This is a genomic window from Paenibacillus sp. JZ16, from assembly GCF_015326965.1.
In the GTDB taxonomy this organism is placed as follows: Bacteria; Bacillota; Bacilli; order Paenibacillales; family Paenibacillaceae; genus Paenibacillus_AQ.
Genome location: NZ_CP017659.1, coordinates 4,499,365 through 4,525,000, shown reverse-complemented (window position 1 = coordinate 4,525,000; position 25,636 = coordinate 4,499,365). Strand labels below are relative to the sequence as shown.

The following is a 25,636-nucleotide window of genomic DNA, read 5'->3' as shown; positions in this document are numbered from 1 at the left end:
GCAGTAGTGCAGATTCCTTTTGACACTGACTAGCGCTTTGGCAAAATCTATAACGTCATCTTCCTTCATGTTCAGAACATGAAAAGCCAGGCGGGCGGCCGTCTTCGGCCCCACACCCGGCAGTCGCGTAAAGGCGTCGATGAGCTTCGCGATCGGTTCAGGATAGTACAAATGTAACTACTCCTTCTAGGTTAGATTAGAACAAGCCCGGAATTTTCATGCCGCCTGTGAATTTGCCCATATCAGCATTTGCGATTTCTTCAGCCTTGGCAAGAGCATCGTTAACCGCAGTCAATACCAGATCCTGCAGCATTTCCACGTCATCCGGATCAACCGCCTCAGGTTTGATGTTGATGGACAAAATTTGTTTATGACCATTCGCTTCCACGGTAACCACGCCACCGCCGGAAGTTCCTTCAACGGTTTTCGTAGCGAGCTCTTCCTGAGCCTTGAGCATTTGCTCCTGCATCTTTTTCACTTGCTTCATCATTTGGTTCATATTATTCATGATTCATCTCTCCTTATAATAGGGTGCACGTAGGGACGTGCTAGTCTTTTATGACAACGAGGTCTTCTCCAAACAACTGGATGGCCTCATCAATCCATGGTTTTTCCCCACCGGCCTCCGCTTCTTCGTGCTCAAGCTTAAGTTCTTCTGCCTGAGGCTTGCCCACTCCTTCTACCGCGTCACTCCAATCACGAAGCATCATGGTAACCAGATGATACGGCTTGCCAAGCGTTGACTCAAGAACCCCTTCAATCACCTGTTTATTGGCAGGCTTCTCCGTGGTTTCGCGGTGGATGTTGTTTTTAAAAGCGATAAGAACCTTGTCTTCCCATACGGACACGGGCTCACCATCCATCAGCCATGCATGGACCGTTACCTTCTCCTCTTTCACGTTCTGCAGAATTTGGGCCCACTGCCGTTGAACAGAGGTAAAATCCTCCCCGGTTCGGCAAGATACATACTGATCCATATGCTGCGGAATCTTGGCTGATGAAGCTGCTTTCGGTGCCGGTGTACGGGTAGACTTGGCCGGTTCGCGTTGACCTGATGCAGGAACACCATTTTGTATCAGTCGCTCCAGCTTCTTCTCAAGTGCGGCTACGTGCTGTTTCAGCTGAGCGAGTTCACCTGCATCGGCCGTACTATGGGCAGCTGAGGCCCCACCCGCAGATTGGGTTATACCGGAGAGCTTGAGCAACGCTACCTCAAACAGAGTTTGCGGCTGCGAGGCGTATTTCATCTCACTCTGATACCGGTTCAGCGTATCAATCATTTGAAATAGTTCCTCTCGGCTGAAGGCATTTGCCATCTCCTGAAACTCTGCCGGATTCAAAACCCGGTCGGTCAGCTTGTCAGCGCCTGGAACCATCTTGATCATGAGCAAATCGCGGAAATAATACAGGAGATTCTCCATGCATTTATCTGCACTTTTTCCCTCCTGCATAAATTGCTCCACAATCTGCAGCACAAGTCCGGCATCCCCCTGTTTCACAGCACTGGCCAGACGGCCAAACTGCTCCGAGGCAATGCCGCCCGTCATGTCCATGACCTGCTGGTAAGATACCGTACCTCCGGTAAAGGAAGCAATCTGATCCAGAATGCTCAGTGCATCCCGCATACCGCCATCCGACAGACGTGCGATATACTGCAGCGCTTCATGCTCTGCCGTAATGCCTTCTTCTCCGCAAATCTGCTCCAGACGCCCGGTTTGTTCGTCCAAGGAAACTCTACGGAAGTCAAACCGTTGACAGCGTGAGATGATCGTTGCCGGAAGCCTGTGCGGCTCTGTTGTCGCTAGTATAAACATCACGTGTGCCGGCGGTTCCTCCAGCGTTTTCAATAAGGCATTGAACGCTTCCGTCGTCAGCATGTGTACTTCATCGATAATATAAACCTTACGCCGCACCTCGGTCGGTGCGTATTTGACTTTCTCCCGCAAATCACGGATTTCCTCGACGCCGCGGTTGGATGCAGCATCGATCTCCTGAACATCCATGACGGCTCCGGACGTTATACGCCGGCAGGCCTCGCATTCATTGCAGGGTTCCTCAGCCGGACCATGCTCGCAGTTCACGGCTTTGGCCAAAATTTTAGCGGCACTGGTCTTGCCTGTACCCCGTGGACCGCTGAACAGGTAGGCATGGGAAACCCGCTGCTCGCGAATGGCATTCTGCAGGGTCTGGATAATATGCTGCTGGCCCACCATGTCGCCGAACGACTGTGGTCGCCAAGCACGATATAACGCGATATGTTCCACTGTGCTTTACCCTCTTTCAACTTCCACTTCACGAGATCGAGAACCCTAAGGTTTATACTAAGCCCGATCTTCGCGTGCTTTACTATTGCATTCATGGTCAATCCCAGCCCAAAAGGCGTGAGTTTAACGGTTATATTATACTACATTCTATACTACTTTCCCCTGCCTTAGCAAAACGTTTACTTGGAAATCTTTATCCAAAGTGCACATGAAGGATCAGCTTGAATCTATAGCCGTCTCGACAAAAAACACCCTTGCCAATATGGCAAAGGTGTTATGTGCAGATATGTATACCGTGCACCTGTTATTGATAATTGCGATCCGAGCGGCAATCCTGAGCAACAACTCGGGCTAGGCACCCCTCCGGCACAAAAGCGATCTTGCTTATGGCTGCTTCCTTCCGGACCTGACCAGGTTCACAAGTGCTCATTGCGGAGGACCCAACCGTCAACGTTGAGCGCAGGGACCAGCCTCACATCGACAATACCTCTAACAGGAATTCAACCTCGCTACAGCGGATTGCGAGTTACAGGGCACCGCTACCTCCCCGTCTAGCACGGCGAACTTTAGTATATCGCATGGCTATCAAAAAAGCAACCGACGGAAGAAGTTGCATACTCCACCAGCCCTGTAAACAGACAAAAACCCTTCGACCACAAGGGCGAAGGGTTTGTTTATTAGATACCGTATTTCTTCTTGAATCTATCAACACGACCGCCAGCATCCAGGAATTTCTGTTTACCTGTGAAGAACGGATGACAGTTCGAGCAAATCTCTACACGAAGATCTGGTTTTACAGAACCTGTCTCAAACGTATTACCGCAAGCACAAGTAACTGTAGTAACGTGATATTTCGGTTGAATATCTTGTTTCATTGTAGCTTTCACCTCTTTCCGCCCTGAGCCTCATGCGGACCCAGAGTTATATGGACACATAAATGGAGTATATCACGAGCATATTGAATGCGCAATAGCCCATACACAAATCATCAGACAAGTCCACAATTGGAATTTCAACCTGATTTTAACACATGCAATGCCAGCACGATTCTGCTAGATAATTGAAGGTCTCTTCTTCGGTCTTGCCTGTCCCGGAGGCGGCACATGCGTATAGGAGCCAATCACCACATCCGGCAGCTCCTCCTGCATAATCTCAATAGCCTGCTTCATCCCCAGAATCTCACCTTGCGCAGGCGGAATAAGCTCGAGATAGCTCTCAGGGTCAATATTGAGATTACGGAGCTGGATTAACTTGAGGCCCGTGCGGCGGGCAAACTCAATCATAGCCTCCAGCTCTTCCTCGCGATCGGTCACGCCCGGGAAGATCAGATAGTTGATGGATGTATACACGCCTTGATCGGTTGCATAGCGAAGGGATTTCTCCACATTGGCCAGCGTATAGCCCCTTGGCTTGTAATATGCGTTATAATGATCATCCAATGCACTGATTGTGCTGACTCTCATCAGATCAAGACCCGCATCCACGATGCCGCGGATAAAATCGGTCAGTCCCGCATTGGTATTAATATTAATGTAGCCCATATCAGTCTGCGCCCGAACTTCTCTCATGGCTTCTATAATGATTTTCGCCTGCGTGGAGGGCTCTCCCTCACAACCTTGGCCAAAGCTGATGATCGATTCCGGTGTCTTCAGATGCTCCAGCATGACCTGCACCAGCTCATCCACTCTCGGACGGAAGTTCATGCGGGTCTGAGGCGCGACAAAGCCGCTGTCATCCGGCTGTTCCGATATACAACCGAAGCAACCGGCATTGCAGGAATAAGATACGGGAACAGCGCCTTCCCAGCGATTCAGGAAGGTGTTGGATGCCGTCAGGCATTCATATCCTAATGCACAGTTAGACAGATGCTCATAGAGTCGATTCTCCGGATATTTCTCCTTCAGCGTCTTAACCCCAAGCTCAAGATCGTTCAGATCGCAGTTCACAGGGTTCCACTTCTCAGGGTCATCGGACAAACGCGCCGTCGTATAGAAGGCGCCATCCTTCCATACCACCGCCGAATAACCAAACAGCGGCAGCTTATATTCCTTGTCCGTCTTCACGTACCCTGGCAAGCACAAGCGGGTATATCCTTGCGGCAAAAGCGCTCCGACAGCGGTATACCCATCCTCAAGCGGCATCATTTCACCGGTCTCCGGATCCATCCCGATCGCTCGGGTGCTCGGCAGCCCGACCAGGGTAGCTCCCTCTGGCAAAGGTATCAATTCATCATCCAATATTTCAACGATCATATCACCGCTTCGGGCAAGCCCGAACAGCTCGGAATGATCATAAACGTTCCCTTGCTCATCTGCATAAACCAAATACATGTTGATCTCCTATTCTCCGGGTTGATTCAGGCTTAGCTCTGAGGTGCCGTCGCTGCAGATGCACGCGATGGACGTCTGGCTGTCTGGCTCTGAGTCCCGGTTCCGCTGCCGTTATTGGCATTCACATCAAATGATGCCAAGAACTCCGCGTTATTCTTGCTGTCACGCATTTTTTTGAGGAATCCTTCCACAAAGTCAGCAGAGTCGTTCATATTTTTACGGATCGCCCAAATGGTATCCAGTTCATCCTTGTTCAAGAGCACCTCTTCACGCCGGGTACCGGAGCGACGAATGTCGATCGCCGGGAAAATACGGCGTTCCGCGAAGCGGCGATCCAAGTGCAGTTCCATATTGCCCGTTCCTTTAAATTCCTCATAAATAATATCATCCATCCGCGATCCGGTTTCAACCAAGGCTGTAGCCAAAATCGTCAAGCTTCCGCCTTCCTCCACGTTACGCGCCGAACCGAAGAAGCGTTTCGGACGATGGAATGCAGCAGGATCAATACCGCCGCTCAGGGTTCTTCCGGACGGAGGGATAACCAGGTTATATGCACGCGCAAGACGGGTGATGCTGTCCAGCAATATAACAACGTCCTTCTTATGCTCCACCAGCCGCAAGGCACGGGACAATACCAGTTCCGCCACTTTAATATGGTTCTCCGGAAGCTCGTCAAAAGTAGAAGCAACCACCTCGCCCTTAACGGAACGCTGCATATCCGTCACTTCTTCAGGCCGTTCATCGATGAGTAAAACAAACAGTTCAATCTCTGGATTGTTGGTTGAGATGCTGTTGGCGATTTCTTTTAAGAGGAGCGTTTTCCCTGCTTTTGGCGGTGCCACGATCAAACCGCGTTGTCCTAAACCTACAGGTGCAAGCAGATCCATAATTCGGGTTGACAACTGATTAGGGGATGTTTCAAGAACAAGCTTTTCTTGCGGATATAGAGGAGTCAAGGCTGGGAAGTGCAATCGTTCCGCTGCGACGGCAGGATTCTCACCATTCACGGCGTTGACCTGCAGCAGCCCGAAGTAACGTTCGTTCTCTTTAGGTGTCCGGCATTTGCCCGAAACCAAATCTCCGGTCCGTAAATCAAATTTACGAATCTGGGAGGCTGAAATGTAGATGTCCTCCGTGCTCGGCAGATAGTTGATCGGTCTAAGAAAACCGTAACCTTCCGGCAAAATCTCGAGTACGCCCTCCATGAACATCAAGCCGCTCTGTTCGGCCTGCGCCCGGAGAATGGCAAATATCAATTCTTTTTTCTTCAACTGGCCATAATAAGGAATCTGATACTTTTTGGCCAGCTTATACAGATCCGTCAGCTTCATGCCTTCCAAATCGGCTATTTGTAAATCCATTCAATAACCACCTATTCAATTATTTGTTTCTGTCACAGCAATCCTGCTGTCATGTAGTCTATTATTCTATGAGAGCTTTACTAGGAGCATTACCCAAATCTGAGGGAGATATGCAGTTTCAACCACACATTTCCCTCATTTTGGTAAAAAATCATTCTTCCTCGGTCTCACGCCATACGTCGGCACCCAGCATGCGCAGATTGGATACCAGATGGTCATAGCCGCGATCAATGAATTCTACGCCGCTTACCTCCGTCACCCCTTCGGGTACGGTTAGTCCCGCAATCACAAGAGCCGCACCTGCGCGCAGGTCGGTCGCTTTGACCTTGGCTGCGTTCAGCGGACCACCTTCTATAATGGCCGAGCGTCCCTCCACGCGGATCTTGGCACCCATGCGAACTAACTCCGGAACATGTTTAAATCGGTTGCTATATACAAAATCACTAAGGACACTGACGCCTTCCGCTTGGGTAAGCAGGCTGGTCATTGGTGATTGCAAATCCGTTGCAAATCCAGGATATACAAGCGCCTTCACGTCCACATGCTGGTATCGGTCCTTACCGATCACGCGGATGCTTTCGTCCAGCTCCTCAATACCAACACCCATCTCGATCAACTTGGCAGTGAGGGCTTCAAGGTGTTTCGGGATGACGTTGTCAATCAGAACATCACCGCGAGTAGCTGCGGCAGCAATCATATATGTACCGGCCTGAATCCGGTCTGGAATAATGGAATGGCGGCAGCCATGCATCTCGGTTACGCCTTCGATCCGGATCGTTTCCGTTCCGGCGCCCTTAATGACAGCTCCCATGGAATTCAAAAGTGTTGCAACATCTATAATTTCAGGCTCTTTCGCCGCATTTTCAATAATTGTGGAGCCTTTGGCCTTAGCAGCCGCCAGCATAATATTAATCGTTGCACCAACACTGCTCACATCCAGATAGATCTTCGCGCCTCGCAGCTCTTTAGCATGCAGATGAATCGAACCGTGTTCATTGGTGACGGTTGCGCCAAGCGCTTCAAAACCCTTAATGTGCTGGTCGATGGGACGAGGTTCAAAATTACAGCCGCCCGGCAGGCCGATCACGGCTTCTTTAAATCTTCCAAGCATGGCGCCCATCATATAGTAGGACGCACGCAGTTTCTTAACGGGTCCGTTAGGCATCGGAATAGATTTGATATCAGAAGGGTCAATTCTCATCTGATTGCCTTCCCATGAAACTTGCCCGCCCAATTCTTCCAAGATCTCAGCATAAACAGCCACATCGCTGAGAAGCGGCAAATTATCAAGTACGACTTCCGATTCCGCCAGAATTGCGGCGGGAATTAACGCAATCGCGCTGTTCTTGGCACCACTGATTGTTACAGTACCTCGCAGTGGGCGTCCACCGCTGATCATCAATTTTTCCATAAGCTTTCGGGTCCCCCTACATCACTTCGCAGCCGGAAATGGTTCTGATGGCCGTCATACAAGAAAAACGTCTTATCGACGTTCCTTAAGGATGACAGACCGCATTTAGCGTTTCTTATTGTTCTCGATGATCCGGTTGTGAAGCTCACAACCCGCTTGTACTTTGATATCTTAATAAATGAAATGGAAAAACACCGGCTACGCGGTGTGCTTTCCATTTCATTGTATGCAGCATAAGACAGCCTAAATATCTTAGGTGATTCCAATCGTCATGTCGTAGCCACTAGAACTACAAGCGACTTAACTATGAATAATTAAGCTTGATTGTTGGAACCAAACTCACGGATTTTGCCAACAACGGTTTCCTTGATTGCCTCACGGCCTGGTTTCAGGAATGTGCGTGGATCGTAAGCTTCCGGTTTAGCAGCAAGCACTTCACGAACAACTTTAGAGAACGAGATTTGGTTCTCAGTATTCACGTTGATTTTGGAAGTACCCAAGGAGATCGCTTTCTTGATGTCATGCGTCGGAATGCCTGTACCACCATGAAGCACCAACGGAAGTTTCACAGCATTGCGAATCTCTTCCATCTCTTTGAAACCAAGGTTTGGTTCGCCTTTGTAAGGACCATGAACAGAACCAAGCGCAGGTGCCAATGTGTCGATGCCTGTTTCGTTCACGATGCGAACGCAATCGTCCAGCTTCGCGTACATTACGTCACCGATAACATCATCTTCTTGTCCGCCGACCATACCGACTTCAGCTTCAACGGAAACGCCTTTAGCATGAGCATACTCAACGACTTGTTTCGTTGTTGCAATATTCGTATCAATCGGGCTGTGGGAATCATCGATCATAACCGAAGTGAATCCTGCGTCGATTGCTTCTTTACATTTCTCAACACTTGAACCGTGGTCAAGGTGAATGGCAACAGGAACCGTAACTTTCAGGTCCTCCATCAAGCCTTTTACCATGTGTACGACGGTGCTGAATCCACCCATATAACGAGCTGCCCCTTCGGAAACACCAAGAATTACCGGTGATTTCTCTTGCTCAGCCGCTTCAAGAATCGCATATGTCCACTCCAGGTTGTTGATGTTGTATTGACCAACAGCATATTTACCTTCGAGTGCTTTGTTCAGCATGTCTGTCATTGATACTAATGGCATGGTTTCATCCTCCTATAGATGCTTAGTTTGTCTATGGTTTTTAGCCGATATAACATACGGACTTATTATACCACATCGCGTCATAAATACTAAACAAGCATTTCCTAAAATGCTGCGAAGGAGCTCACATTCTGGCAAAAAAAAGAATTCCGCCCTTTGAGCAGAATTCATCATTCAACCGATATTACTGGCGGTCCCTTTCAGCTGCATATTAACGGCTTGACGCATCTCGTCAATATCAAAGGGTTTGGTAAAATGCATCAACGCACCAAGATCGGTTGCTTCCTTGATCATGTCAAGCTCTCCATAGGCCGTCATCATGATCACCTTAATGTCCGGATTCATCTGTTTTATATGCTTCAAAATCTCAAGCCCGTCCATTCCAGGAATTTTCATATCCAGCAGCACCAAATCCGGAGCATGCATCTTCACAATTTCAAGTGCCGCCTTGCCGTTCGCCGCTTGAAACGTCTCATATCCCTCACTGCTGAACACTTCCACAAGCAGGATGCGGATACCATTCTGGTCATCCACAATCAACACTTTGTGTTTGCTTTCCTTGCTCATCCTTCTAACCTCCCCGATACATAAATTCGTATAATGAGTATATGCAAACTCGAAAGTTCCTAACTTTCCCATAACCGACCATTATTTGTATTCGCCTGTAGATGTCGAATTCCTTCCTATCCTAAAAAAAGTAAGAAAAAAAGATGTACGAATTTGTTGTATGTGAATCGACAGCTCCGGACATCCGCTCTGAAGGTTAGCTTGCCCTCTCTGTCATTATGATAATGGATTTCTACGCAAAAAAGAGCCTCTTCAAAAGAGGCTCTTCTCATTATGCCTGATGCTGGATCGAGGCTTTTACAAATTCACGGAACAGCGGCTGCGGACGGTTCGGACGGGAAGTGAATTCCGGATGGAATTGCACGGCGAGGAACCAAGGGTGTCCTGGCAGCTCTACAATTTCAACCAGACGTCCATCCGGAGAAGTACCGGATATGCGCAGACCTGCTTTTTCAATATCTTCGCGGTACTGGTTGTTGAACTCATACCGGTGGCGATGTCTTTCATAAACGAGCTCGTCCTGGTAGCAGGACTCTGCAAGCGATCCTGGAACCAGCTTACATGGATACAGACCCAGACGCATCGTTCCGCCAAGATCCTCGATATCCTTCTGCTCAGGCAGCAGGTCGATGACTGGATATTCGGTAGCCGGATCAATTTCCGAGCTGTTCGCGCCGTTCAGACCGACAATCGAACGGGCATATTCAATAACAGACACTTGCATCCCAAGACAAATACCGAAGAATGGAATGTTGCGCTCACGGGCATAACGAATCGCGCTGATCTTACCTTCGATACCCCGATCTCCAAATCCACCCGGTACAAGGATACCACCAATGCCCCTCAACGCCTCTTCCACGTTGTCTGCCGTAATCTCTTCGGCATTCACCCAGCGGATTTTCACGTCAGCATTAGCATCAAAGCCTGCATGAGACAGGGATTCAACAACACTGAGGTAAGCATCGTGCAGTGCGACATATTTACCAACGATCGCAATCTCAACGGTCTTCTCCAGTTTGGATACACGCTCCACCAGATCTTCCCACTCGCTCATATCCGGCGCAGGGGTAGTCAATTTCAAATGATTGACAACAATTTCATCAAGACCTTCTTCACGCAAATTCAGCGGTACCTCATACAGCGAGGAGGCATCGCGGCATTCTACAACCGCGTTAGGATCGATGTCGCAGAAGAGCGCGATTTTTGCTTTCATCTCGGTTGAAAGCTCATGCTCCGTACGGCACACGATAACATTCGGCTGAATGCCGATACTGCGGAGTTCTTTTACACTGTGCTGAGTCGGCTTCGTTTTTACTTCACCGGCTGCCTTAATATATGGAATGAGGGTTACATGAATATACATCACGTTCTCACGGCCAACGTCGCTCTTAATTTGACGGATCGCCTCAAGGAAAGGAAGGCTTTCGATATCGCCGACCGTTCCGCCGATTTCGGTAATAACCACATCCGAACCCGCTTCACGGCCTGCACGGAACACGCGCTCCTTGATTTCGTTCGTAATATGAGGGATTACCTGCACGGTACCGCCCAAATATTCTCCCCGACGTTCCTTGCTGATAACAGATGAGTATACTTTCCCTGTTGTCACATTGCTGTTCTTCGACAGGTTAATATCGATGAAGCGCTCATAGTGTCCCAGGTCCAGGTCGGTTTCCGCACCGTCGTCCGTAACGAATACTTCGCCATGCTGGTAAGGACTCATGGTGCCCGGATCTATATTAATGTACGGATCGAATTTCTGAATCGTTACCTTGAGCCCTCTGTTCTTAAGCAATCTACCGAGCGAAGCGGCGGTAATTCCCTTACCAAGAGATGACACGACCCCGCCTGTTACAAAAATATACTTTGTCACTGTAAAAACCCTCCTATATAATCTCCATAACTTCAGGCGACATATGATGTTTATCCTAACCCGTTTTCCCCTGATTCATCAGAGGGACCAACAAAAAAGCATCGCTCGCTTCCAAAAATGGTGAGCGAGCTGACCTCCGACCTATTACAAACCGCATATATTGACGCTTAAATGATCCTCATATCATGTCGAGCTGCTTAACACGGCATACGTTATGAGGCATCAAGACGAGCGGTTTCCATACCTCATCTTAAACAACTGCAAACTTGAATCTTAGTTGACATAAGGTTTAGCAGAAGATGTCCCCTACCGGCGGAATACTCACTGCAAGAGACCATGAAAGTCCAGTCCCTACAGGAAGGATGCCTCCACAGTCCAAAGAAAAAATGTCTATCGACAAACTTCCAGAAGACAGACCGCTTTTGATAAGGTGCTTCTCTTGCGTTATTAGGTCCAGAAGCTAGCGTCGTTTACACTTTCTGAGCCTTAAAAACAAAAAAAGTGACCCCGAATAAATAACGGGGCACTTTTATATTAAACATATTTAATCCACAATCATAAGCCCAAGCAATAGTTTACTCTGTGCCTTGTCTGCTTGTCAAGAGAAGAAGCAACCTCAAAATTCCCCAATCGGCTGACAATGTAAAACACCGTCATAATCAGCTCAGACAAGTGCTAAAGTCCCTGCTGCATGAGGGATTAATCCTTATCGTCTTCCTCAAATGCCTCATCTTCCAGATCATCTTCCTCATCGGATTCGGAATCCTCGTCTTCCAATTCGTCATCATCCAGAACAACCTCTTCGTCTACTTCATCGTCGGCATCGTCATCATCCGGGAAGAGATCGTCGTGATCATCATCTTCTTCATCGATGCTGTCGAAATCCTCCTCGACATCGTCACCGCTATAAGTATCCTCTTCATCGGTGAAGTCATCGTCATCATCATCTTCATCGTTGATGATCCGCGGACGCTTGGCGTTCGCAATCGGATCCTCGGACTTCTCCAGCGGATACCAGCGTTTTAGTCCCCACAGATTCGTTCCTACACATGCGAAACGTCCGTCTATATTGATCTCGGTATATAACTGGGCAATCGTTTCGTTAATTTCCTGTTCCGTAAAGCCGCGAAGCTTGGCCACCTCATTCATAAGGTCACGGTAATAATACGGCGTATTCGCCGCCTTCAGAACCATAAAAGCCAGGTCAACCATTGGGATTTCCTGAATCTTCTCCGGATCGATCTTTAAATTGAGCGGATTACTCACTAACGCACACTTCCTCTCACACAATCTTCACGTTATACCCTCAACATATCCATTATCAAAACTAAGTAAAACCTATTTGGAAATAAAAATCAAGTTTTTCTGCGCCATTACCCATCAGATGCCAAAAGGAAAAAGACGGAGACAATTGTCCCCGTCTTCTGACTGTATCCGCCCCAAGGATCGACTCCTTACGGGATTAGATAAGAGAACCTTGATGTTCCCTCCATGTATCTTATGTTAGCCCTGCTGCTTTGACACGGTAAACAGGGCCTATTTCCCGGAAAAAGGGCAACATCCCATTCGGGCACTCTCCCCGGTTCATACAATACTGAAGCAACGGTTCATCGAGAAGGGAGATTGCCACATATGGATTACACCCGGATCATGCAATCACTACTTACAGAGACGAACCCTATGCGGAACGTCCGGGAAATGAACCGGCGGCTCCTCACGTTTCATGACCCTCAGCTGTACCAGGAATGTATCCGCGAATGGATGCGACTTGTCTGGAAAAGGCGTTTTCCGAGTTCAGTCAGCTATTCGCCGCTTACCCAAACCATCATCGCTCCAGCTCCCCAAACCGCGAAGTTTGAAGCGGAGTTCCGGAATGAACTGATGGTAGAAGAGGATGACCAGGTTCATATCCAAGCCATACAAGGGACAATTGGAACGCTAACCGGGATCCCATGGGGTATCAAGCAAATCAAAGCCCCTCAAGCCTGGTCGATCTCGACAGGACACCGCATGAAGATTGCGGTTATCGACACCGGGGTGGATTTCGCTCACCCCGATCTGAAGTATTCGCTGACCCGAGGGATTAATCTCGTCCACCGAAACATACCGCCATACGATGACAACGGACACGGAACACATATTTCGGGTACCATCGCTGCTGCGAACAGCACGCAGGGCATGATTGGCGTTGCTCCAAGATCTGTGGTGTATCCAGTCAAAGCCTTTGATCACAACGGATCCGCCTTTGTGTCGGACATCATTCTGGCCATCGACTGGTGCGTGCGGGCCGAGATCGATATCATTAATATGAGTTTCGGTATGCAGACCCGAAGCCGTACGCTGCTGGATATTGTAGGCAAGGCCAACCAAGCAGGCGTCATTATTGTAGCCTCCTCCGGCAATGACGGCAAACGTCGTACCGCGGACTATCCTGCCCGTTATCCTCAAACCATATCCGTCGGAGCTACCGACCGCAACCGGAAGATCCCCTCCTTTAGCAATCGTGGGCAATTTGTCGATATTTATGCACCTGGAGATAAAATCGTGTCCGCTTGGCTGCAAGGAAAATACCACGAGATGAGCGGCACCTCTATGGCGACTTCGCACGTCAGCGGAGCGATCGCCCTGCTGCTTGCGCAAAAGCCTGACCTGAAAAAAACGGCTACCATTAAGGCCCTGCTGCGACGCACCTCCTCTCCCCTTAAGCTTAAAAAAGGATACAGCGTCTCCGATGGAGAGGTAAATGCCTTGAAATTTTTGCGCGAGGGCATGAAATTATAGACTGATTCTTCAGTAGTTACAAAAGAAAGTTCGTTTGCAAATTCAAAACAGCCGCCTTTCCACGGAAAGACGGCTGCTGTCACATATTCAAATTAAGGCTCCTTACATCCGTTCCGGCGCCGATACGCCCATCAGGCGAAGCACGTTAGCAATAACGGTACGAACAGCTCGAAGCAAAGCCAGGCGAGCCTGCGTTTGATCCGTATCCTCCGTAATCACGCGCTCAGCTCGATAGTAGCTGTGGAACAAGGAGGCCAGCTCGTATACATACCGGATAAGTCGGTGCGGAGCATAGTTCTCTGCAGCAAGCGACACTTCCTGCGGGAGCTCTCCTATTTTGCGCAAAATGTCGTATTCATGCTCGGTTGTCAGAACGCTCAGGTTCACTTCCGAAAGCGGCAGGAGGTTAACGCCCTGCTCCTCCGCTTGGCGGAATACGCTGCAGATACGTGCGTGTGCATACTGCACATAGAAGACCGGATTCTCATTGGACGTTGACACCGCCAGATCCATATCGAAATCCAGATGCGAATCCATGCTGCGCATAGTGAAGAAATAGCGGATTGCGTCTACGCCGACTTCATCCATCAAGTCTTCCATCGTGACCGCTTTACCGGTACGCTTGGACATTTTCACTTTCTCGCCATCCTGGAACAGGCTGACCATCTGAGCGATCAATACAATCAGTTTGTCCGGATCATTGCCCAGCGCCTCCATAGCTGCCTTCATCCGCGGAATGTAACCATGATGATCGGCTCCCCAAATATTGAGGATCTTGTCGTAACCGCGCTCGTATTTATTGCGGTGGTACGCAATATCCGGCGTTAGGTAAGTATAGGTTCCGTCATTCTTCACGAGGACGCGGTCTTTGTCATCCCCATAGTCGGTGGTACGAAGCCAGGTTGCCCCATCCTTCTCATAAGCTTCGCCCTTCGATTTCAGCTCTTCCAGGGATTTCTCCACGAGTCCGTTCTCGTACAGGGATGTCTCACTAAACCATTCGTCAAAATGAACGCGGAATCGATTCAAATCGCGTTTGATTTTATCCAGTTCCTTCTCAAGCCCGAACTGACGAAGGAATGCAGCTCTCTCGCCTGGATCCATGGACAGCAAAGAGTCGCCCTTCTCAGCTACAAGCTCTTTAGCAAACCCTTTGATATCTTCGCCGTGGTATCCATCTTCCGGCATTTCGGCATCCTGACCGAGCTCCTGCAAATAACGGGCTTCGAGGGATTTTATCAGGTTCACAACTTGGTTGCCTGCATCATTAATGTAGTATTCGCGCGTCACTTCGTATCCAGCAAAATCAAGCACATTGCAAAGGGCATCACCTACCGCCGCTCCGCGGGCATGTCCCAGGTGCAAACTTCCGGTGGGATTGGCGCTGACAAACTCCATCTGAACCTTTTGCCCCTCTCCGGTAGCAATTCGCCCGTAGTTGTCGCCCTGTTCTTCTACCAACGCAACGATCGGATAGAGGTAACCCTTGTCCAAGGTAAAATTAATGAATCCTGGCCCGGCTATTTCCGCTTTTTCAATGGAAGCCTTCGCCCTGTCCAGATGTTCCAGGATAGCCTCCGCAATTTGTCGCGGGTTCTTCTTGGCGATTCGTGTCAACTGCATCGCTACATTCGTAGCCAAGTCGCCATGCGACTTATCCTTGGGAACTTCAAGCGTAATGCCTGGCAATTCCTCACGGGAAACCAATCCTGCAGCTACGGCAGCGTCCGCCACCGCTTCTGCAACCAGCCCGTTAATGTGATCTAATGGATTCATTGTCATGATTCATGTGCCTCCTGAATAGTCAAACTAATAGAAAAGTGTCCCGAAAACTCGTCAAACACATATAAATCATACGCCCAAGCCGCTCGTCCGGACACGCCTTCAAGCGCAAGCTCCAGACGCTGGGTGTGCGTAGACAGATTAAATGAAGTGAACGGGGAGCGGTAATACCCAGGCAATCGCTGACCCAGCTTAAATGCCTGCTCGGACTCCACCTCGCCGTGACGGATCAGCTTCAGCTCGTCCTCCGTTAGCTTGAGCATGGCCCGGGTTTCCCCTTGATGCGGTCCAAGCGCTGGTTCGGTATAGCGAACATACAGGACATTTCCTTTGATAAACGCCTCTGCCGGAAGCTCCTGTATCGTATTCTCCCCTTCGTGAAGGCTTTGAAGACGGATGCTCACTTGTTTTCGGTCGTTCATGTTCGTTCCTCATTTCCTTACCTATTGTATTACTATATCCAGTATAGCCCTGCAATTCAAATGAGGATTTTAGCAAATGTGAAGTAAACGTCTATCCGCGTGCTTACACGAAAGATCGGGTGCATCCTCAATCCCCGTATTTCTCGACCCATTGCTTGTGCCACTCACGATAACTTACACCCGTGATTTCCACCAGAGTCTTCCCGTCGATGGAATAAGGCGCACCGGCTAAATCGCCCCGATCAGGGAACGAGGTTCCCCCGATAACCTCACCCTCTGCTATCCTACCAATTAGAATACCAAAATATCACATGCTGTAGGCATACCCGGAAAAGAATATGCCTGATCCGTAACGAATCAGGCATGAACTATCATATAAGTTACAACGGAAGCAAGGCTACCTTCTCCCGCATTTCCAGCTTGGCCACCATGTCGTTCCAGGCCTGTGGTTTCTCAGGCAGTACCGAATAGTAACGTCTCAGGAAGTTGACGATCAGCTCCGCAGACAGCTCATCAACGGCATCATCGCCAGGCATGAAGCACAAATCGAGCCCGCTCACCGCTTCGCCATCATTGTTCCAGGAAGGATGCACGTAGGCGATATCCGTGCGTTTGTAGCCAAGATGCGAGAGGACTTCGCGGCGAACAAAAGGATCCATCGGCTTCACACCGCCGAATGCATGGTCCTGCACCCGATATGGATCGTAAATCTCGGCAAACATGCCGAACAGCTCTTTGCCGTTCGCGGCCGCCAGTTGATTCAGATCCTTCAAACGATGCTGTGCCAGGAATCGGCCGATACCCAACCCTTCGCGCCCGATGATGGTAAAATCGGTCATCGCTACATTCCAGTCCTCATAATAGCGGTATTCCGTTGTACCCACCACTTCGTCCTCATGCAGGGCAACGAATACCCGGATGCCCGGATCTTCCAGCGGTTCCTTCCACAAACTGAATTCCAGCACCTCTTCCGGAGGGAACACTTCCTTCATCAGATTGTGCATTTTGCGGAACAAGGGATCGTCGATGCTCGTAATGCGAATATATTCCATTAAATTAAAGCCTCCTTATTATATGTAATAAAAAAATCCATCATTATAGTTGAAATCAATTTATATCGTTCAAGCGAGACTTCTTTATCCAGTGAAAGGGTTCTTCCATTCCATCAGAGCCCCGTAGTTGCAGGACTCCTCATCCTCCAAATAATCTGCCGCTACCCCAACGGGCGTCCGGCCGCAACGAAGCAGGAAGGTAATCACCGGATCCTTGAGATCACCCCGGACAACAGCGTCCAGATACTCCGCAGCCGACATTTGATGGGCATGCCGATGATAGCCGGGCATCCGTCCGCCGCCAAGGAGCCGGTCCAATCCCTGTTCGACGGTCACGTGATACAACGACTGAATCAGCCATTTGCCGAGCCCAAGCTTGCGAAAGCGCGGCCTGACGCAAATGTCGGCAATGTATAGCGTATTCCCGTCCGGCTTATGCGTCCGGATATACCCGTTATCCGTGGCCTCCGCCCAGGAGTGGGCAGGCTTCATCGGATCGTAATCCACGATGAGCGAAGTGATGGACCCTGCGAGCATGCCTTCCACTTCAACGCACAGAGCCCCCTCAGGGAACAGGGTAACATGCTGCTTCAGCTGCTCCTTGTTCCACCACTGCTCCGGCGGATATGGGGGCGGGAACGTCTCGGATTGAATGACGATCAGCTCGTCAAAATCCGCTTCCGTGTAGCTTCGAATGATAACCGGCACCGGCCGGGCATCGTCAAATACATATAGCTGTTGATGAAACCGGGCCATTTCCTCTGCACCGCCTTGTCCTATTTTCCTAAAGTAATGATAAACGGCTTACTCCCAATCCGGATACAGATCAGTACGCCGGTCACGCCATGTCGTGACGGAGCCCTTCTCGCGCACTTGATACAATAAATCCAGATCGAGATCGGCGGTTATGATCATGTCGTTGTTCAGCTCTCCCTCGGCCAGCAGGCCCTGTGGAGGAAACGGGATATCGTTCGGGGTAATGATGGCCGCCTGTCCGAAGTTGGCACGCATCAGATCCACGGTTGGCAGCGAACCAACGGTACCGGTCAACACCACATAGATCTGATTCTCAATGGCGCGGGCATGGCTGGTGTAACGCACGCGATGGAATCCGTGACGATCATCCGTACAGGATGGACAGAAAATGACATCGGCTCCTTTAGCCTTGGCCATGCGCACAATCTCAGGAAATTCGATGTCATAGCAGGTCAGCATCGCAATGGTGCCTTTTTCCGTCTCGAACACTTCGAGCCCTTCGCCCGCTCCCATATTCCATCCGCTAATCTCCGAAGGCGTGATATGGATCTTGGCCTGCTCCGCAATGCGGCCGTCCGGATAGAACAGATGCGCTACATTGTACAGCTTCCCTTCCCGGCGAATGACGTGCGTCCCGCCAATGATATGCATATGATATTGCTTCGCAAAGCCTTGAAACAGCAAGCGGTAACGGTCTGTGAAATCCGGAAGATCATTGATCGTCAATGCCTTGCCCTGATCGTCCCCGATGGACATCAGCTGGGTCGTGAAAAATTCCGGAAACAGCACAAAATCAGCTTCAAATTCCTCCGCCGTCCGAATGTAATGCTCCGACTGACGGGCAAAATCGTCAAAGGATTGAATCGTGTGCAGATGGTATTGCACGGCAGAAACGCGAAATTTCATGCTTCTCCTCCTTAAGCGTGGTTAGATGCTTACATTATATCGGATTCTGCGCTTCGAGAACATGGGAACATGAAGTCATCCTCCCTTGGAAACCATAATCCTAAGAAGCAAGCTTCCAGCACGCTAAAACGGTTATCATCAACTCGCCGTGCGATAAGGAATGCTCAATTTATGAAAAAATACAAGTCATTCATACCCACGCTTAACAATTCTCCTGTATACTGTCGTATGTAAGCCTCTTGTCTACACTATGAATCTTTAGCCCTTACAAGCATATATTGCAGCCCGATTGGACTTTGGGCTGCCAGCTTACAAAATTATAATGTGAGGTGTTCTGTTCACAATGATTACTCGTTCGATGGATTGGCTTCAGCAACATGACCACCTTATCTTCCGCTGGTTAAACCGCAAGATCAGCAACAAAACGGTGGATTCGATGCTCGCGCTGGTCACCCATATGGGGGGTGCTATCTTTACCATTGTGCTGACACTCTCGATAGCGTTTTTTGCACCTGAGCCGTGGAATACGATGGGGTGGCAGAGCTTTATTGCGCTTTCCCTCAGCTTCCTGATTACGGCCCTCATCAAAAGGAAGATGCGGCGCATCAGGCCTTATCTGGCACTTGAAAAGGTGCGATTCGAAAAAAAACCGATGAAGGATCACTCGTTTCCTTCCGGGCACTCGACGGCGATCTTTTCCATTATTACGCCGTTTCTGTTCATAACGCCGTGGCTGTCATTGCTCTTGATCCTGCTGGCCCTTACGGTCAGCCTGTCACGGATTTATCTTGGCTTTCACTATCCTTCGGATTGTTTGGCCGGCTGTTTCGTCGGAACGACCTCGGCGCTGCTTATCGTGCTCAGTTAAAAAAACAGGCATCTCCCTCTTGGCTTTACGGCTCTGGATGGAATGCCTGTTTTTTTGTGCTTCCCTCATTGTTTTTCTTGCCTCTATTCAGGCTGCTACATAGCAATTTCCACATCTTTCGCACACGTGTACATTATAATTTTGCAGAAATATGAAAAAAGATTGAACCATTCCGGCTGGTAAATCGTACTAATAGTACATTCATAATAAGGAGGTATTTATTTGAAGAAAAGACTATCACGGATGCTGGTTACCCTACTCGCCGTTACGATGATCCTTCCGGCTGGGGTAATGGCAGCAGATAACAGCCAAGCTGCCGCTGGAGGAAGCCTTGAGAAAACCGCCGCTGAGAAAGCCAAGCTGCTCACCGGGACGTATGGAACGACAAGCGTTCAATATGCCCTTATCGACAACGGGGTGATTACCGTGTCCGGGCAAGAGGGCGTCAATGATATGGAAGGAAAGAAACCGCTGACTAAAGATACGATGTATGCCATCGGTTCCACGAGTAAAGTGTTCACCGCCGCTGCGGTAATGAAATTGGTGGATGAGGGAAAAATCAACCTGGATACGCCTGTGGTTCAGTACATACCCGAATTCACGATGAAAGACGAACGTTACAAAAAAATCACGCCGCGCATGCTGCTTAACCATTCCTCCGGACTGCAAGGCTCAAGCCTGAATAATGCATTTTTGTTCGAGGATAATGACCCTCATGCACATGACACGCTGCTGAAGCAGCTGTCCACCCAAAACCTGAAAGCGGATCCGGGTGCATTCTCCGTTTATTGTAATGATGGATTCACGCTAGCTGAGATACTGGTAGAGAAAGTCAGCGGCAAGGATTTTACCGCCTTCATTCATCAATATTTTACCGAGCCGTTAGATTTGGACCACACGAAGACATCTCAAGATAATTTGGATTTAAGCCAAATGGCAGGTCTGTATTTTCCTACTCACCAAGGACAGCTTCCTAACGAGACGGTCAATGTGATCGGCACCGGCGGCATCTATTCTACGGCTGAAGACTTGGTACAGTTCGCGCAGATTTTCACCGGAGAAGCCGAAGGCATTCTTTCCGACAAATCCGTTAAAGCCATGGAGCAGGAAGAATATAAAAAGGGTCTGTGGCCCGAAGATGCCGATAACTCGTTCGATTACGGACTTGGCTGGGACAGCGTAAGACTGTTCCCGTTTAACCAATATGACATGAAAGCCGTAACCAAAGGTGGAGACACCATCCTGTATCACGCTTCGCTCGTTGTTCTTCCGGAGCAGAACATGGCTGCCGCTGTATTATCGTCTGGCGGTTCCAGCTCAACCAACCAACTGTTGGCCAACGACATTCTGCTGCAAGCGCTCAAGGAGAAAGGCACCATCAAGGAAATCAAGCCGGAGAAATCCTTCGGCAAACCGGTCAAGGCCGACATGCCTAGCGACATCGCGAAATATGCCGGTTACTATGGCGTGACGAATCAGCAGATGAAAGTCGACATCAAGGACGGCGAACTATCCATTACCGTACCGATGGTGCCGGATTATCCTGCGGAGAAATATGTATACACTGCGGATGGAACCTTTGTCAGCGCGGATGGCAGCACGAAGGTAAGCTTCGTCAAAGAAAAGAATGACCGCATCTATTTATGGGTAAGACAATATGTAACGATTCCTGGACTTGGGCAAATGGCTTTATCGCATTATACCGCCGAGAAAATGGAAGCGAACCCGTTATCCAAGGAGACCGCTGCCGCTTGGGCCAAGCGGGAAGGCGAAACGTTCTATCCATTGAACGAGAAATTCACATCCCTGATGTACTTCATTACGAAACCGACAGTTGAGATTAACAGCAAGAGCGGTCTGGAAGGTTACATGATCGACAAAAAGATCATTGACCAGGATACCGCAGTAAGCCAGCATCAGGTTCCGGCTATCGGTAGCCGGGATACGGCCGAATTCCGCTTCTATAAAGAAAAGGGCGTAGAGTATCTCGAAGGGGCAGGCTCCCTGTTTGTGAGCGGTAAGAACGTGAAGCCGCTTTATAAAGGAAAAAAATCAACCGTCACCCTGCAAGCCGATGGTTATGCCAAATGGTACACCGTCCCTAAACAAGCTGAGGGCAAAACCATGACCGTCACCCTGCCGGCACAAGGCGCATTCGTCGTGTATGACGAAAAAGGTGCGGTTGTAAACTACAGCCTCGTCAGCGGTAGTAACGAAGTGAAGCTCCCAGCCAATGGAGCTGTTGTATTTGCCGGTGCCCCAGGCTCGGCCTTCGGAATCACCTTGCAGCCTTAATAAAAGTGGGCAGCCAAGCAACATGTTCTCAGTTAAGCCAAAGCCAAGATAACTCTTAAAGGAAAAGCACCTCAACCAAAAGCTAATGCCCATGGTTGAGGTGCCTTTTTGCGTTAACCGGTCTTCGCTAGCTACAATTTCAAGGTCCGATTACGTCCCCGTCGACCTGCGGGCTGCGATGGATCGACAGCTGTGTTCCCGGGCCCAGACGAACCGCATAAAAAAGGGGCCCTAGCGTTGATGGCTGGATGGAGGCTCCCTGCCCAGACATGGAGCTTTTTCCTGCCCAAGGCGGCAGGGAAACGAGGATGTTCGTCTCCCGTTCAGCCTCAAGCTTAGCGTGGAACATACCGGCATCCCGGTTCCATTCCATGGTGATCCGACCGGTATGGAATCTCCAACCTGAGAGCCGGCCAATACGCCAGCGCTCCGGCATCGCCGGCAGGAGCTTCACCATATCCGGTGATACCTGCAGCAGCATCTCCTGTACGGCATTCACCCAACCCATGTTCGCATCGAGCTGTATCGGCGCTGCCGGCATATCCATGCATATCCCCATCCCCCTCCAATCGTTATGGAGGGTAAACAGATTCGGCAGCAGGCATGATTGCGCCAGTGTATCCAGACACTCCAGTGCACTGTCACCTTCCCCTAACCTCGCATAGATGGACGCCATATGAGCCAGCGACCAGCCGCTTTGGGCGCCGAGCCGGCGTAAACGTACCGCCTTCTCGAAGGCGACATACAACTCCGGCGCTGATTCGCGGGTCACTTCATCACCCGGGAACAACGGATAGATATGCGAGAGATGACGGTGATCGTATCGGTCCTTAAACTTAGGATCCAGCCATTCCGCAAGAGCTCCGTCCTCGTTCGTCCGGTAAGAGGGGATGCGTTCGAACATTCGCTTCCACCGCTCCTCCTCATCCTTCGAACCTGGGCCTCCGACGAGCCGATTCGCTTCGATCAGATGGGTAAGCAGTTCCTTCATAATCGCAATATCCATCGCTGCATTGACGGTTGTCGGCATCGGGTGAGCCAGCTGCTTTCCGTCCTCCGGCATGAAATTAAGCGGCGTATTCTCCGGCGATACCGAAGGATACAGACGATAGGAGCCGTCTTCACCAACGACTGCGAAATCCTCGTAGAATTGAAGAGCTTCGCGCATGAACGGCAGCGCTTCCTCCCGCAAAAACCGGATATCGCCCGTATACAAAAAATGCTCGTAATAATGCCGGGCGAGCCACCCGGCTGCTCCCGTCCAGTTTAGAATGACGGGTACGATTTGATTCGGCGTTCCGATCCCCGGCGTGGTCCCAGCCGGGATGTAGATTCCGCGACATCCGTACAGCTTGCGGGCATTGCCGCGGAAATCGCCCATTAGGCTGCCATAGTAGCGGAACAGAGGGGGCACTAATTCTCCCAAGGCTCCAACATGCGCGTGCCAATACATCATTTGAATATTCTCATTTGCCATATGGTGGCACCAGACAAGCCGGTAGTCTCCGCCCCACAAGCCATACAGTCCGAAAGGCCCTGATTCGGCTGCCGTCCCGCTAATAAACAAGTACCTTCCATAAGCCCACATTTTACGGACAAGCGATACGGGCGCTTCGCCCTCGTAAGCCTCCAGCATCAGCTCCTCGTTCGAACGCACGTCCTCCCTGCTGGCAGTGTTAAGCTCCAGGGATGCGGAATGGAACAAAGGACCATGGAGCTCGGTGTGGCGCTTGAGCAACAGGTCATATTCACACGTTTCAGGGAAGGTTTTGAGTTCATGCTCAAGCTGCTCCCATTCCTGTTCACGCTTGCCACGAATAAATACTTTCACCAGTACAAGCACCCGGCGGGCCTTAGTAAAATTCAACATCGTTCCTTCCTTAGTTGACTGCAAGCTTCCACCTTCACAAATAAGCCGCAGCACGGCACCGAAATCTGTACCGTCATCATTGCGGCCGGCGTACCGGATATACGCGCCTTTCGCCGAAGTGACCACGGATTCGGCCAATTCCCTGAATTCTGGCGTGTCCCCCCATCGATCACTTGGGTAAAGCGTCAGTCCGATCTCCCCCGAAATACAGTGAAACGCCCCGGCTTGATCCTCGATATGCTTACCGGTCCCCTTCCTGTCTCCAGGGTGTATTTCTTCGTTGACACATTCTTCGGAGCCAATCTCATAGACGACAGCCCCATCTGCACGGGATACAAACAGCCGCCTTACGTACCGGTTCGGGCCGTCCGTCCAGCCTACCGAAACTTCGCCGGTCTCCATATTGAGGGATCTTCGGTAACGACGGAATGCCCGTGTGCTGGGCATGAACAGCTTAATCGCCGCGAGCGGAAAGCGGGAGGCCAGCCTCGTCCCGTATCCCCGCTCCCTTAAAGCGTTCGCCAAGTTCCAGCTGGCCTCCATATAGTGTCCTTCATCCATCAGGGTGCGCGTTTCGGCGAGCGTCATGCTCACGTCCGGCAGCGGATCTTTTCGACCCCAATGCCACAACCCCTCGTGATTCAGCAGTACCGTCTCTTCCTGCACGCCCCCGAAAACCGAGGCCCCGACAATGCCATTGCCTGATGGCAGCGCCTCACGCCACATATTACGCCACCAAGAGGCGGGATACCTCATGGTTAACAGGTTCTCTTGACTCATCCCCGATACCCGCCTTTGCCCCCCGCCTGCAGCCTCTCCATTTCGATGCTGGCCAGCAGAAGCGGAGCGACGCCCATGAGCGAATCACTGACAACCTTTTCACTCAAATAATAATCGTATGATCCGTCGCGATATTTGCGCCCGCCCAATCCGGCGCCGTGGCAGATGCCGTGAAGGTGCAGCCCTTCGCCGTCGACGGTGATAAAATGTTTCTGGATGCCGTCATAGGCGCGTTCGACCACCCCGATGTCGATCTCGGCCAAATAATGAAGCCGAATGCCTTTGGCCAAGGCATAGGTCAACATGCAGGAGCCGGAAGCTTCCATATAATTGCCCTGCCGGCCATTGCAGTCCATCACCTGATACCACAGCCCGCTGTCTTGATCCTGAACGCGTACGAGCGCATTGGCCATCCTTTCGAAAATGCCCATCAGCTGCCCGCGCTGCGGATGCCTCACAGGGAAAAACTCCAGCGCGTCCACAAGCGCCATCGCATACCAGCCCATGGCCCGGCCCCATACATGGCGCGAGCGGCCCGTTTCCTTGTCGCACCAGCGCTGCTCCCGGCTCTCATCATAAGCGTGATGCAGCAGCCCCGTCTGCGGATTCCGAGTACGCTGCTCGATGAGCAGCAGCTGCCGGGCCGCTTCGTCGAACCATGCCGGCTCATCAAACGTTTCTGCATATTCTGCCATAAACGGTGACGACATATAGAGGCCGTCCAGCCACATCTGAAACGGATAGATTTTCTTATGCCAAAATCCGCCTTCTTCGGTCCGCGGCTGTCCAACCAACTGAGATGCCAGCAGCTCGGCAGCCCGGCGATATTTCTCCTCTCCTGTCGTGCGCCACAAGGGCAGCAGATTCTTGCCTTTATTGATATGATCGAGATTATAGTCCTCCAGTGTGTAGCCGGCTATGGCCCCGTCTTCCTGTATGAAGACGTCCATATGACGCTTGACCACTTCATTGTAACGCTCCTCACCCGTCCAATTGGCCAGGCGGCCCAGTGCAGTCAAAGCCATGCCGGCCACGTAGCCCCATTTGTTGGCTATATTCGGATGGTATCCGTCCACGCAAGCGGACAGGATCGTCTCTGCAACCCGAACCGGTATTCGTTCCAGCACCGTTGCTTCAGCCACGGTTGAC

The 25,636-nt window shown here is 50.4% G+C and carries 21 protein-coding genes and 1 other RNA gene (1 of these 22 cut by a window edge); 3 read left to right on the top strand and 19 right to left on the bottom strand.

The window, feature by feature from the left end:
- From recR to rpoE, 12 genes are all read right to left on the bottom strand, one after another.
- On the bottom strand, positions 1-171 hold the beginning of the coding sequence (gene recR, locus BJP58_RS20550; protein ID WP_071222338.1) for a recombination mediator RecR. 429 nt of this gene lie to the left of the window's left edge; 171 of the gene's 600 nt are visible here — the first part of the coding sequence; its start codon is at positions 169-171; its stop codon lies off the left edge, out of view.
- 25 nt (positions 172-196) lie between these two features.
- Positions 197-508 carry a YbaB/EbfC family nucleoid-associated protein gene (locus BJP58_RS20545; protein WP_009595540.1) on the bottom strand — a complete coding sequence of 104 codons (312 nt, stop codon included), beginning with the start codon at positions 506-508 and terminating at the stop codon, positions 197-199.
- A gap of 40 nt (positions 509-548) precedes the next feature.
- Positions 549-2,264: a DNA polymerase III subunit gamma/tau gene (gene dnaX / locus BJP58_RS20540; RefSeq protein ID WP_194540357.1), complete on the bottom strand. Its 1,716-nt coding sequence runs from the start codon at positions 2,262-2,264 to the stop codon at positions 549-551.
- Between the two features lie 293 nt (positions 2,265-2,557).
- Positions 2,558-2,824, bottom strand: an RNA gene (ffs, locus tag BJP58_RS20535) — signal recognition particle sRNA large type.
- Positions 2,825-2,941: 117 nt separating this feature from the next.
- On the bottom strand, positions 2,942-3,139 hold the full coding sequence (rpmE, locus tag BJP58_RS20530; protein ID WP_006207505.1) for a 50S ribosomal protein L31: 198 nt from the start codon (positions 3,137-3,139) through the stop codon (positions 2,942-2,944).
- Positions 3,140-3,316: 177 nt separating this feature from the next.
- On the bottom strand, positions 3,317-4,594 hold the full coding sequence (locus BJP58_RS20525; RefSeq protein WP_194540356.1) for a radical SAM family protein: 1,278 nt from the start codon (positions 4,592-4,594) through the stop codon (positions 3,317-3,319).
- 32 nt (positions 4,595-4,626) lie between these two features.
- Positions 4,627-5,955, bottom strand: coding sequence for a transcription termination factor Rho (gene rho, locus BJP58_RS20520; RefSeq protein ID WP_071222335.1), 1,329 nt, complete (start codon positions 5,953-5,955; stop codon positions 4,627-4,629).
- A gap of 151 nt (positions 5,956-6,106) precedes the next feature.
- Positions 6,107-7,366, bottom strand: a complete 1,260-nt coding sequence (locus tag BJP58_RS20515; RefSeq protein WP_194540355.1) for a UDP-N-acetylglucosamine 1-carboxyvinyltransferase — start codon at positions 7,364-7,366, stop codon at positions 6,107-6,109.
- Between the two features lie 314 nt (positions 7,367-7,680).
- Positions 7,681-8,535, bottom strand: a complete 855-nt coding sequence (gene fba, locus BJP58_RS20510; RefSeq protein ID WP_071222333.1) for a class II fructose-1,6-bisphosphate aldolase — start codon at positions 8,533-8,535, stop codon at positions 7,681-7,683.
- 174 nt (positions 8,536-8,709) lie between these two features.
- A complete protein-coding gene (locus BJP58_RS20505; protein WP_071222332.1) occupies positions 8,710-9,102 on the bottom strand; it encodes a response regulator in 393 nt (130 codons plus the stop codon).
- Positions 9,103-9,373: 271 nt separating this feature from the next.
- Positions 9,374-10,975, bottom strand: a complete 1,602-nt coding sequence (locus BJP58_RS20500; protein WP_194540354.1) for a CTP synthase — start codon at positions 10,973-10,975, stop codon at positions 9,374-9,376.
- 699 nt (positions 10,976-11,674) lie between these two features.
- On the bottom strand, positions 11,675-12,241 hold the full coding sequence (gene rpoE / locus BJP58_RS20495; RefSeq protein WP_194540353.1) for a DNA-directed RNA polymerase subunit delta: 567 nt from the start codon (positions 12,239-12,241) through the stop codon (positions 11,675-11,677).
- Positions 12,242-12,607: 366 nt separating this feature from the next.
- On the opposite strand from rpoE, the gene BJP58_RS20490 reads away from it, so the two are divergent.
- A complete protein-coding gene (locus BJP58_RS20490) occupies positions 12,608-13,756 on the top strand; it encodes a S8 family peptidase (protein ID WP_194540352.1) in 1,149 nt (382 codons plus the stop codon).
- Between the two features lie 102 nt (positions 13,757-13,858).
- Here the strand turns inward: BJP58_RS20490 and argS are convergent, their stop codons facing one another.
- From argS to BJP58_RS20465, 5 genes are all read right to left on the bottom strand, one after another.
- A complete protein-coding gene (gene argS / locus BJP58_RS20485) occupies positions 13,859-15,538 on the bottom strand; it encodes an arginine--tRNA ligase (RefSeq protein ID WP_194540351.1) in 1,680 nt (559 codons plus the stop codon).
- Complete coding sequence (locus BJP58_RS20480; RefSeq protein ID WP_071221146.1) at positions 15,535-15,960, bottom strand: YwiB family protein; 426 nt, start codon at positions 15,958-15,960, stop codon at positions 15,535-15,537. Before BJP58_RS20480 ends, argS begins: the two co-directional genes overlap by 4 nt.
- A gap of 380 nt (positions 15,961-16,340) precedes the next feature.
- A complete protein-coding gene (locus BJP58_RS20475; protein WP_194540350.1) occupies positions 16,341-17,012 on the bottom strand; it encodes a GNAT family N-acetyltransferase in 672 nt (223 codons plus the stop codon).
- 84 nt (positions 17,013-17,096) lie between these two features.
- Positions 17,097-17,768: a GNAT family N-acetyltransferase gene (locus BJP58_RS20470; protein WP_194540349.1), complete on the bottom strand. Its 672-nt coding sequence runs from the start codon at positions 17,766-17,768 to the stop codon at positions 17,097-17,099.
- A gap of 48 nt (positions 17,769-17,816) precedes the next feature.
- Positions 17,817-18,674, bottom strand: coding sequence for a carbon-nitrogen hydrolase family protein (locus BJP58_RS20465; RefSeq protein WP_194540348.1), 858 nt, complete (start codon positions 18,672-18,674; stop codon positions 17,817-17,819).
- A 343-nt stretch (positions 18,675-19,017) separates the two neighbouring features.
- On the opposite strand from BJP58_RS20465, the gene BJP58_RS20460 reads away from it, so the two are divergent.
- Positions 19,018-19,542 carry a phosphatase PAP2 family protein gene (locus tag BJP58_RS20460; protein ID WP_071221142.1) on the top strand — a complete coding sequence of 175 codons (525 nt, stop codon included), beginning with the start codon at positions 19,018-19,020 and terminating at the stop codon, positions 19,540-19,542.
- 222 nt (positions 19,543-19,764) lie between these two features.
- Positions 19,765-21,837 (top strand): serine hydrolase domain-containing protein, encoded by a 2,073-nt coding sequence (locus BJP58_RS20455; protein WP_194540347.1) that lies wholly within the window; start codon positions 19,765-19,767, stop codon positions 21,835-21,837.
- Between the two features lie 139 nt (positions 21,838-21,976).
- Here BJP58_RS20455 and BJP58_RS20450 read toward each other — a convergent pair whose 3' ends face one another.
- Positions 21,977-24,487 (bottom strand): glycosyl hydrolase family 95 catalytic domain-containing protein, encoded by a 2,511-nt coding sequence (locus BJP58_RS20450; RefSeq protein ID WP_194540346.1) that lies wholly within the window; start codon positions 24,485-24,487, stop codon positions 21,977-21,979.
- Positions 24,484-25,629 (bottom strand): glycoside hydrolase family 88/105 protein, encoded by a 1,146-nt coding sequence (locus tag BJP58_RS20445; protein WP_194540345.1) that lies wholly within the window; start codon positions 25,627-25,629, stop codon positions 24,484-24,486. The genes BJP58_RS20450 and BJP58_RS20445 overlap by 4 nt, the downstream gene beginning before the upstream one ends.
- Between the last annotated feature and the right edge of the window lie 7 nt (positions 25,630-25,636).

Bases quoted from the DNA above. Each gene is read 5' to 3' on its own strand.
- BJP58_RS20545 (WP_009595540.1), bottom strand. From the start codon at position 508: ATGAATAATATGAACCAAATGATGAAGCAAGTGAAAAAGATGCAGGAG.
- rpmE (WP_006207505.1), bottom strand. From the start codon at position 3,139: ATGAAACAAGATATTCAACCGAAATATCACGTTACTACAGTTACTTGT.
- BJP58_RS20525 (WP_194540356.1), bottom strand. From the start codon at position 4,594: ATGTATTTGGTTTATGCAGATGAGCAAGGGAACGTTTATGATCATTCC.
- rho (WP_071222335.1), bottom strand. From the start codon at position 5,955: ATGGATTTACAAATAGCCGATTTGGAAGGCATGAAGCTGACGGATCTG.
- BJP58_RS20515 (WP_194540355.1), bottom strand. From the start codon at position 7,366: ATGGAAAAATTGATGATCAGCGGTGGACGCCCACTGCGAGGTACTGTA.
- fba (WP_071222333.1), bottom strand. From the start codon at position 8,535: ATGCCATTAGTATCAATGACAGACATGCTGAACAAAGCACTCGAAGGT.
- BJP58_RS20505 (WP_071222332.1), bottom strand. From the start codon at position 9,102: ATGAGCAAGGAAAGCAAACACAAAGTGTTGATTGTGGATGACCAGAAT.
- BJP58_RS20490 (WP_194540352.1), top strand. From the start codon at position 12,608: ATGGATTACACCCGGATCATGCAATCACTACTTACAGAGACGAACCCT.
- argS (WP_194540351.1), bottom strand. From the start codon at position 15,538: ATGACAATGAATCCATTAGATCACATTAACGGGCTGGTTGCAGAAGCG.
- BJP58_RS20480 (WP_071221146.1), bottom strand. From the start codon at position 15,960: ATGAACGACCGAAAACAAGTGAGCATCCGTCTTCAAAGCCTTCACGAA.
- BJP58_RS20475 (WP_194540350.1), bottom strand. From the start codon at position 17,012: ATGGAATATATTCGCATTACGAGCATCGACGATCCCTTGTTCCGCAAA.
- BJP58_RS20470 (WP_194540349.1), bottom strand. From the start codon at position 17,768: ATGGCCCGGTTTCATCAACAGCTATATGTATTTGACGATGCCCGGCCG.
- BJP58_RS20465 (WP_194540348.1), bottom strand. From the start codon at position 18,674: ATGAAATTTCGCGTTTCTGCCGTGCAATACCATCTGCACACGATTCAA.
- BJP58_RS20460 (WP_071221142.1), top strand. From the start codon at position 19,018: ATGATTACTCGTTCGATGGATTGGCTTCAGCAACATGACCACCTTATC.
- BJP58_RS20450 (WP_194540346.1), bottom strand. From the start codon at position 24,487: ATGAGTCAAGAGAACCTGTTAACCATGAGGTATCCCGCCTCTTGGTGG.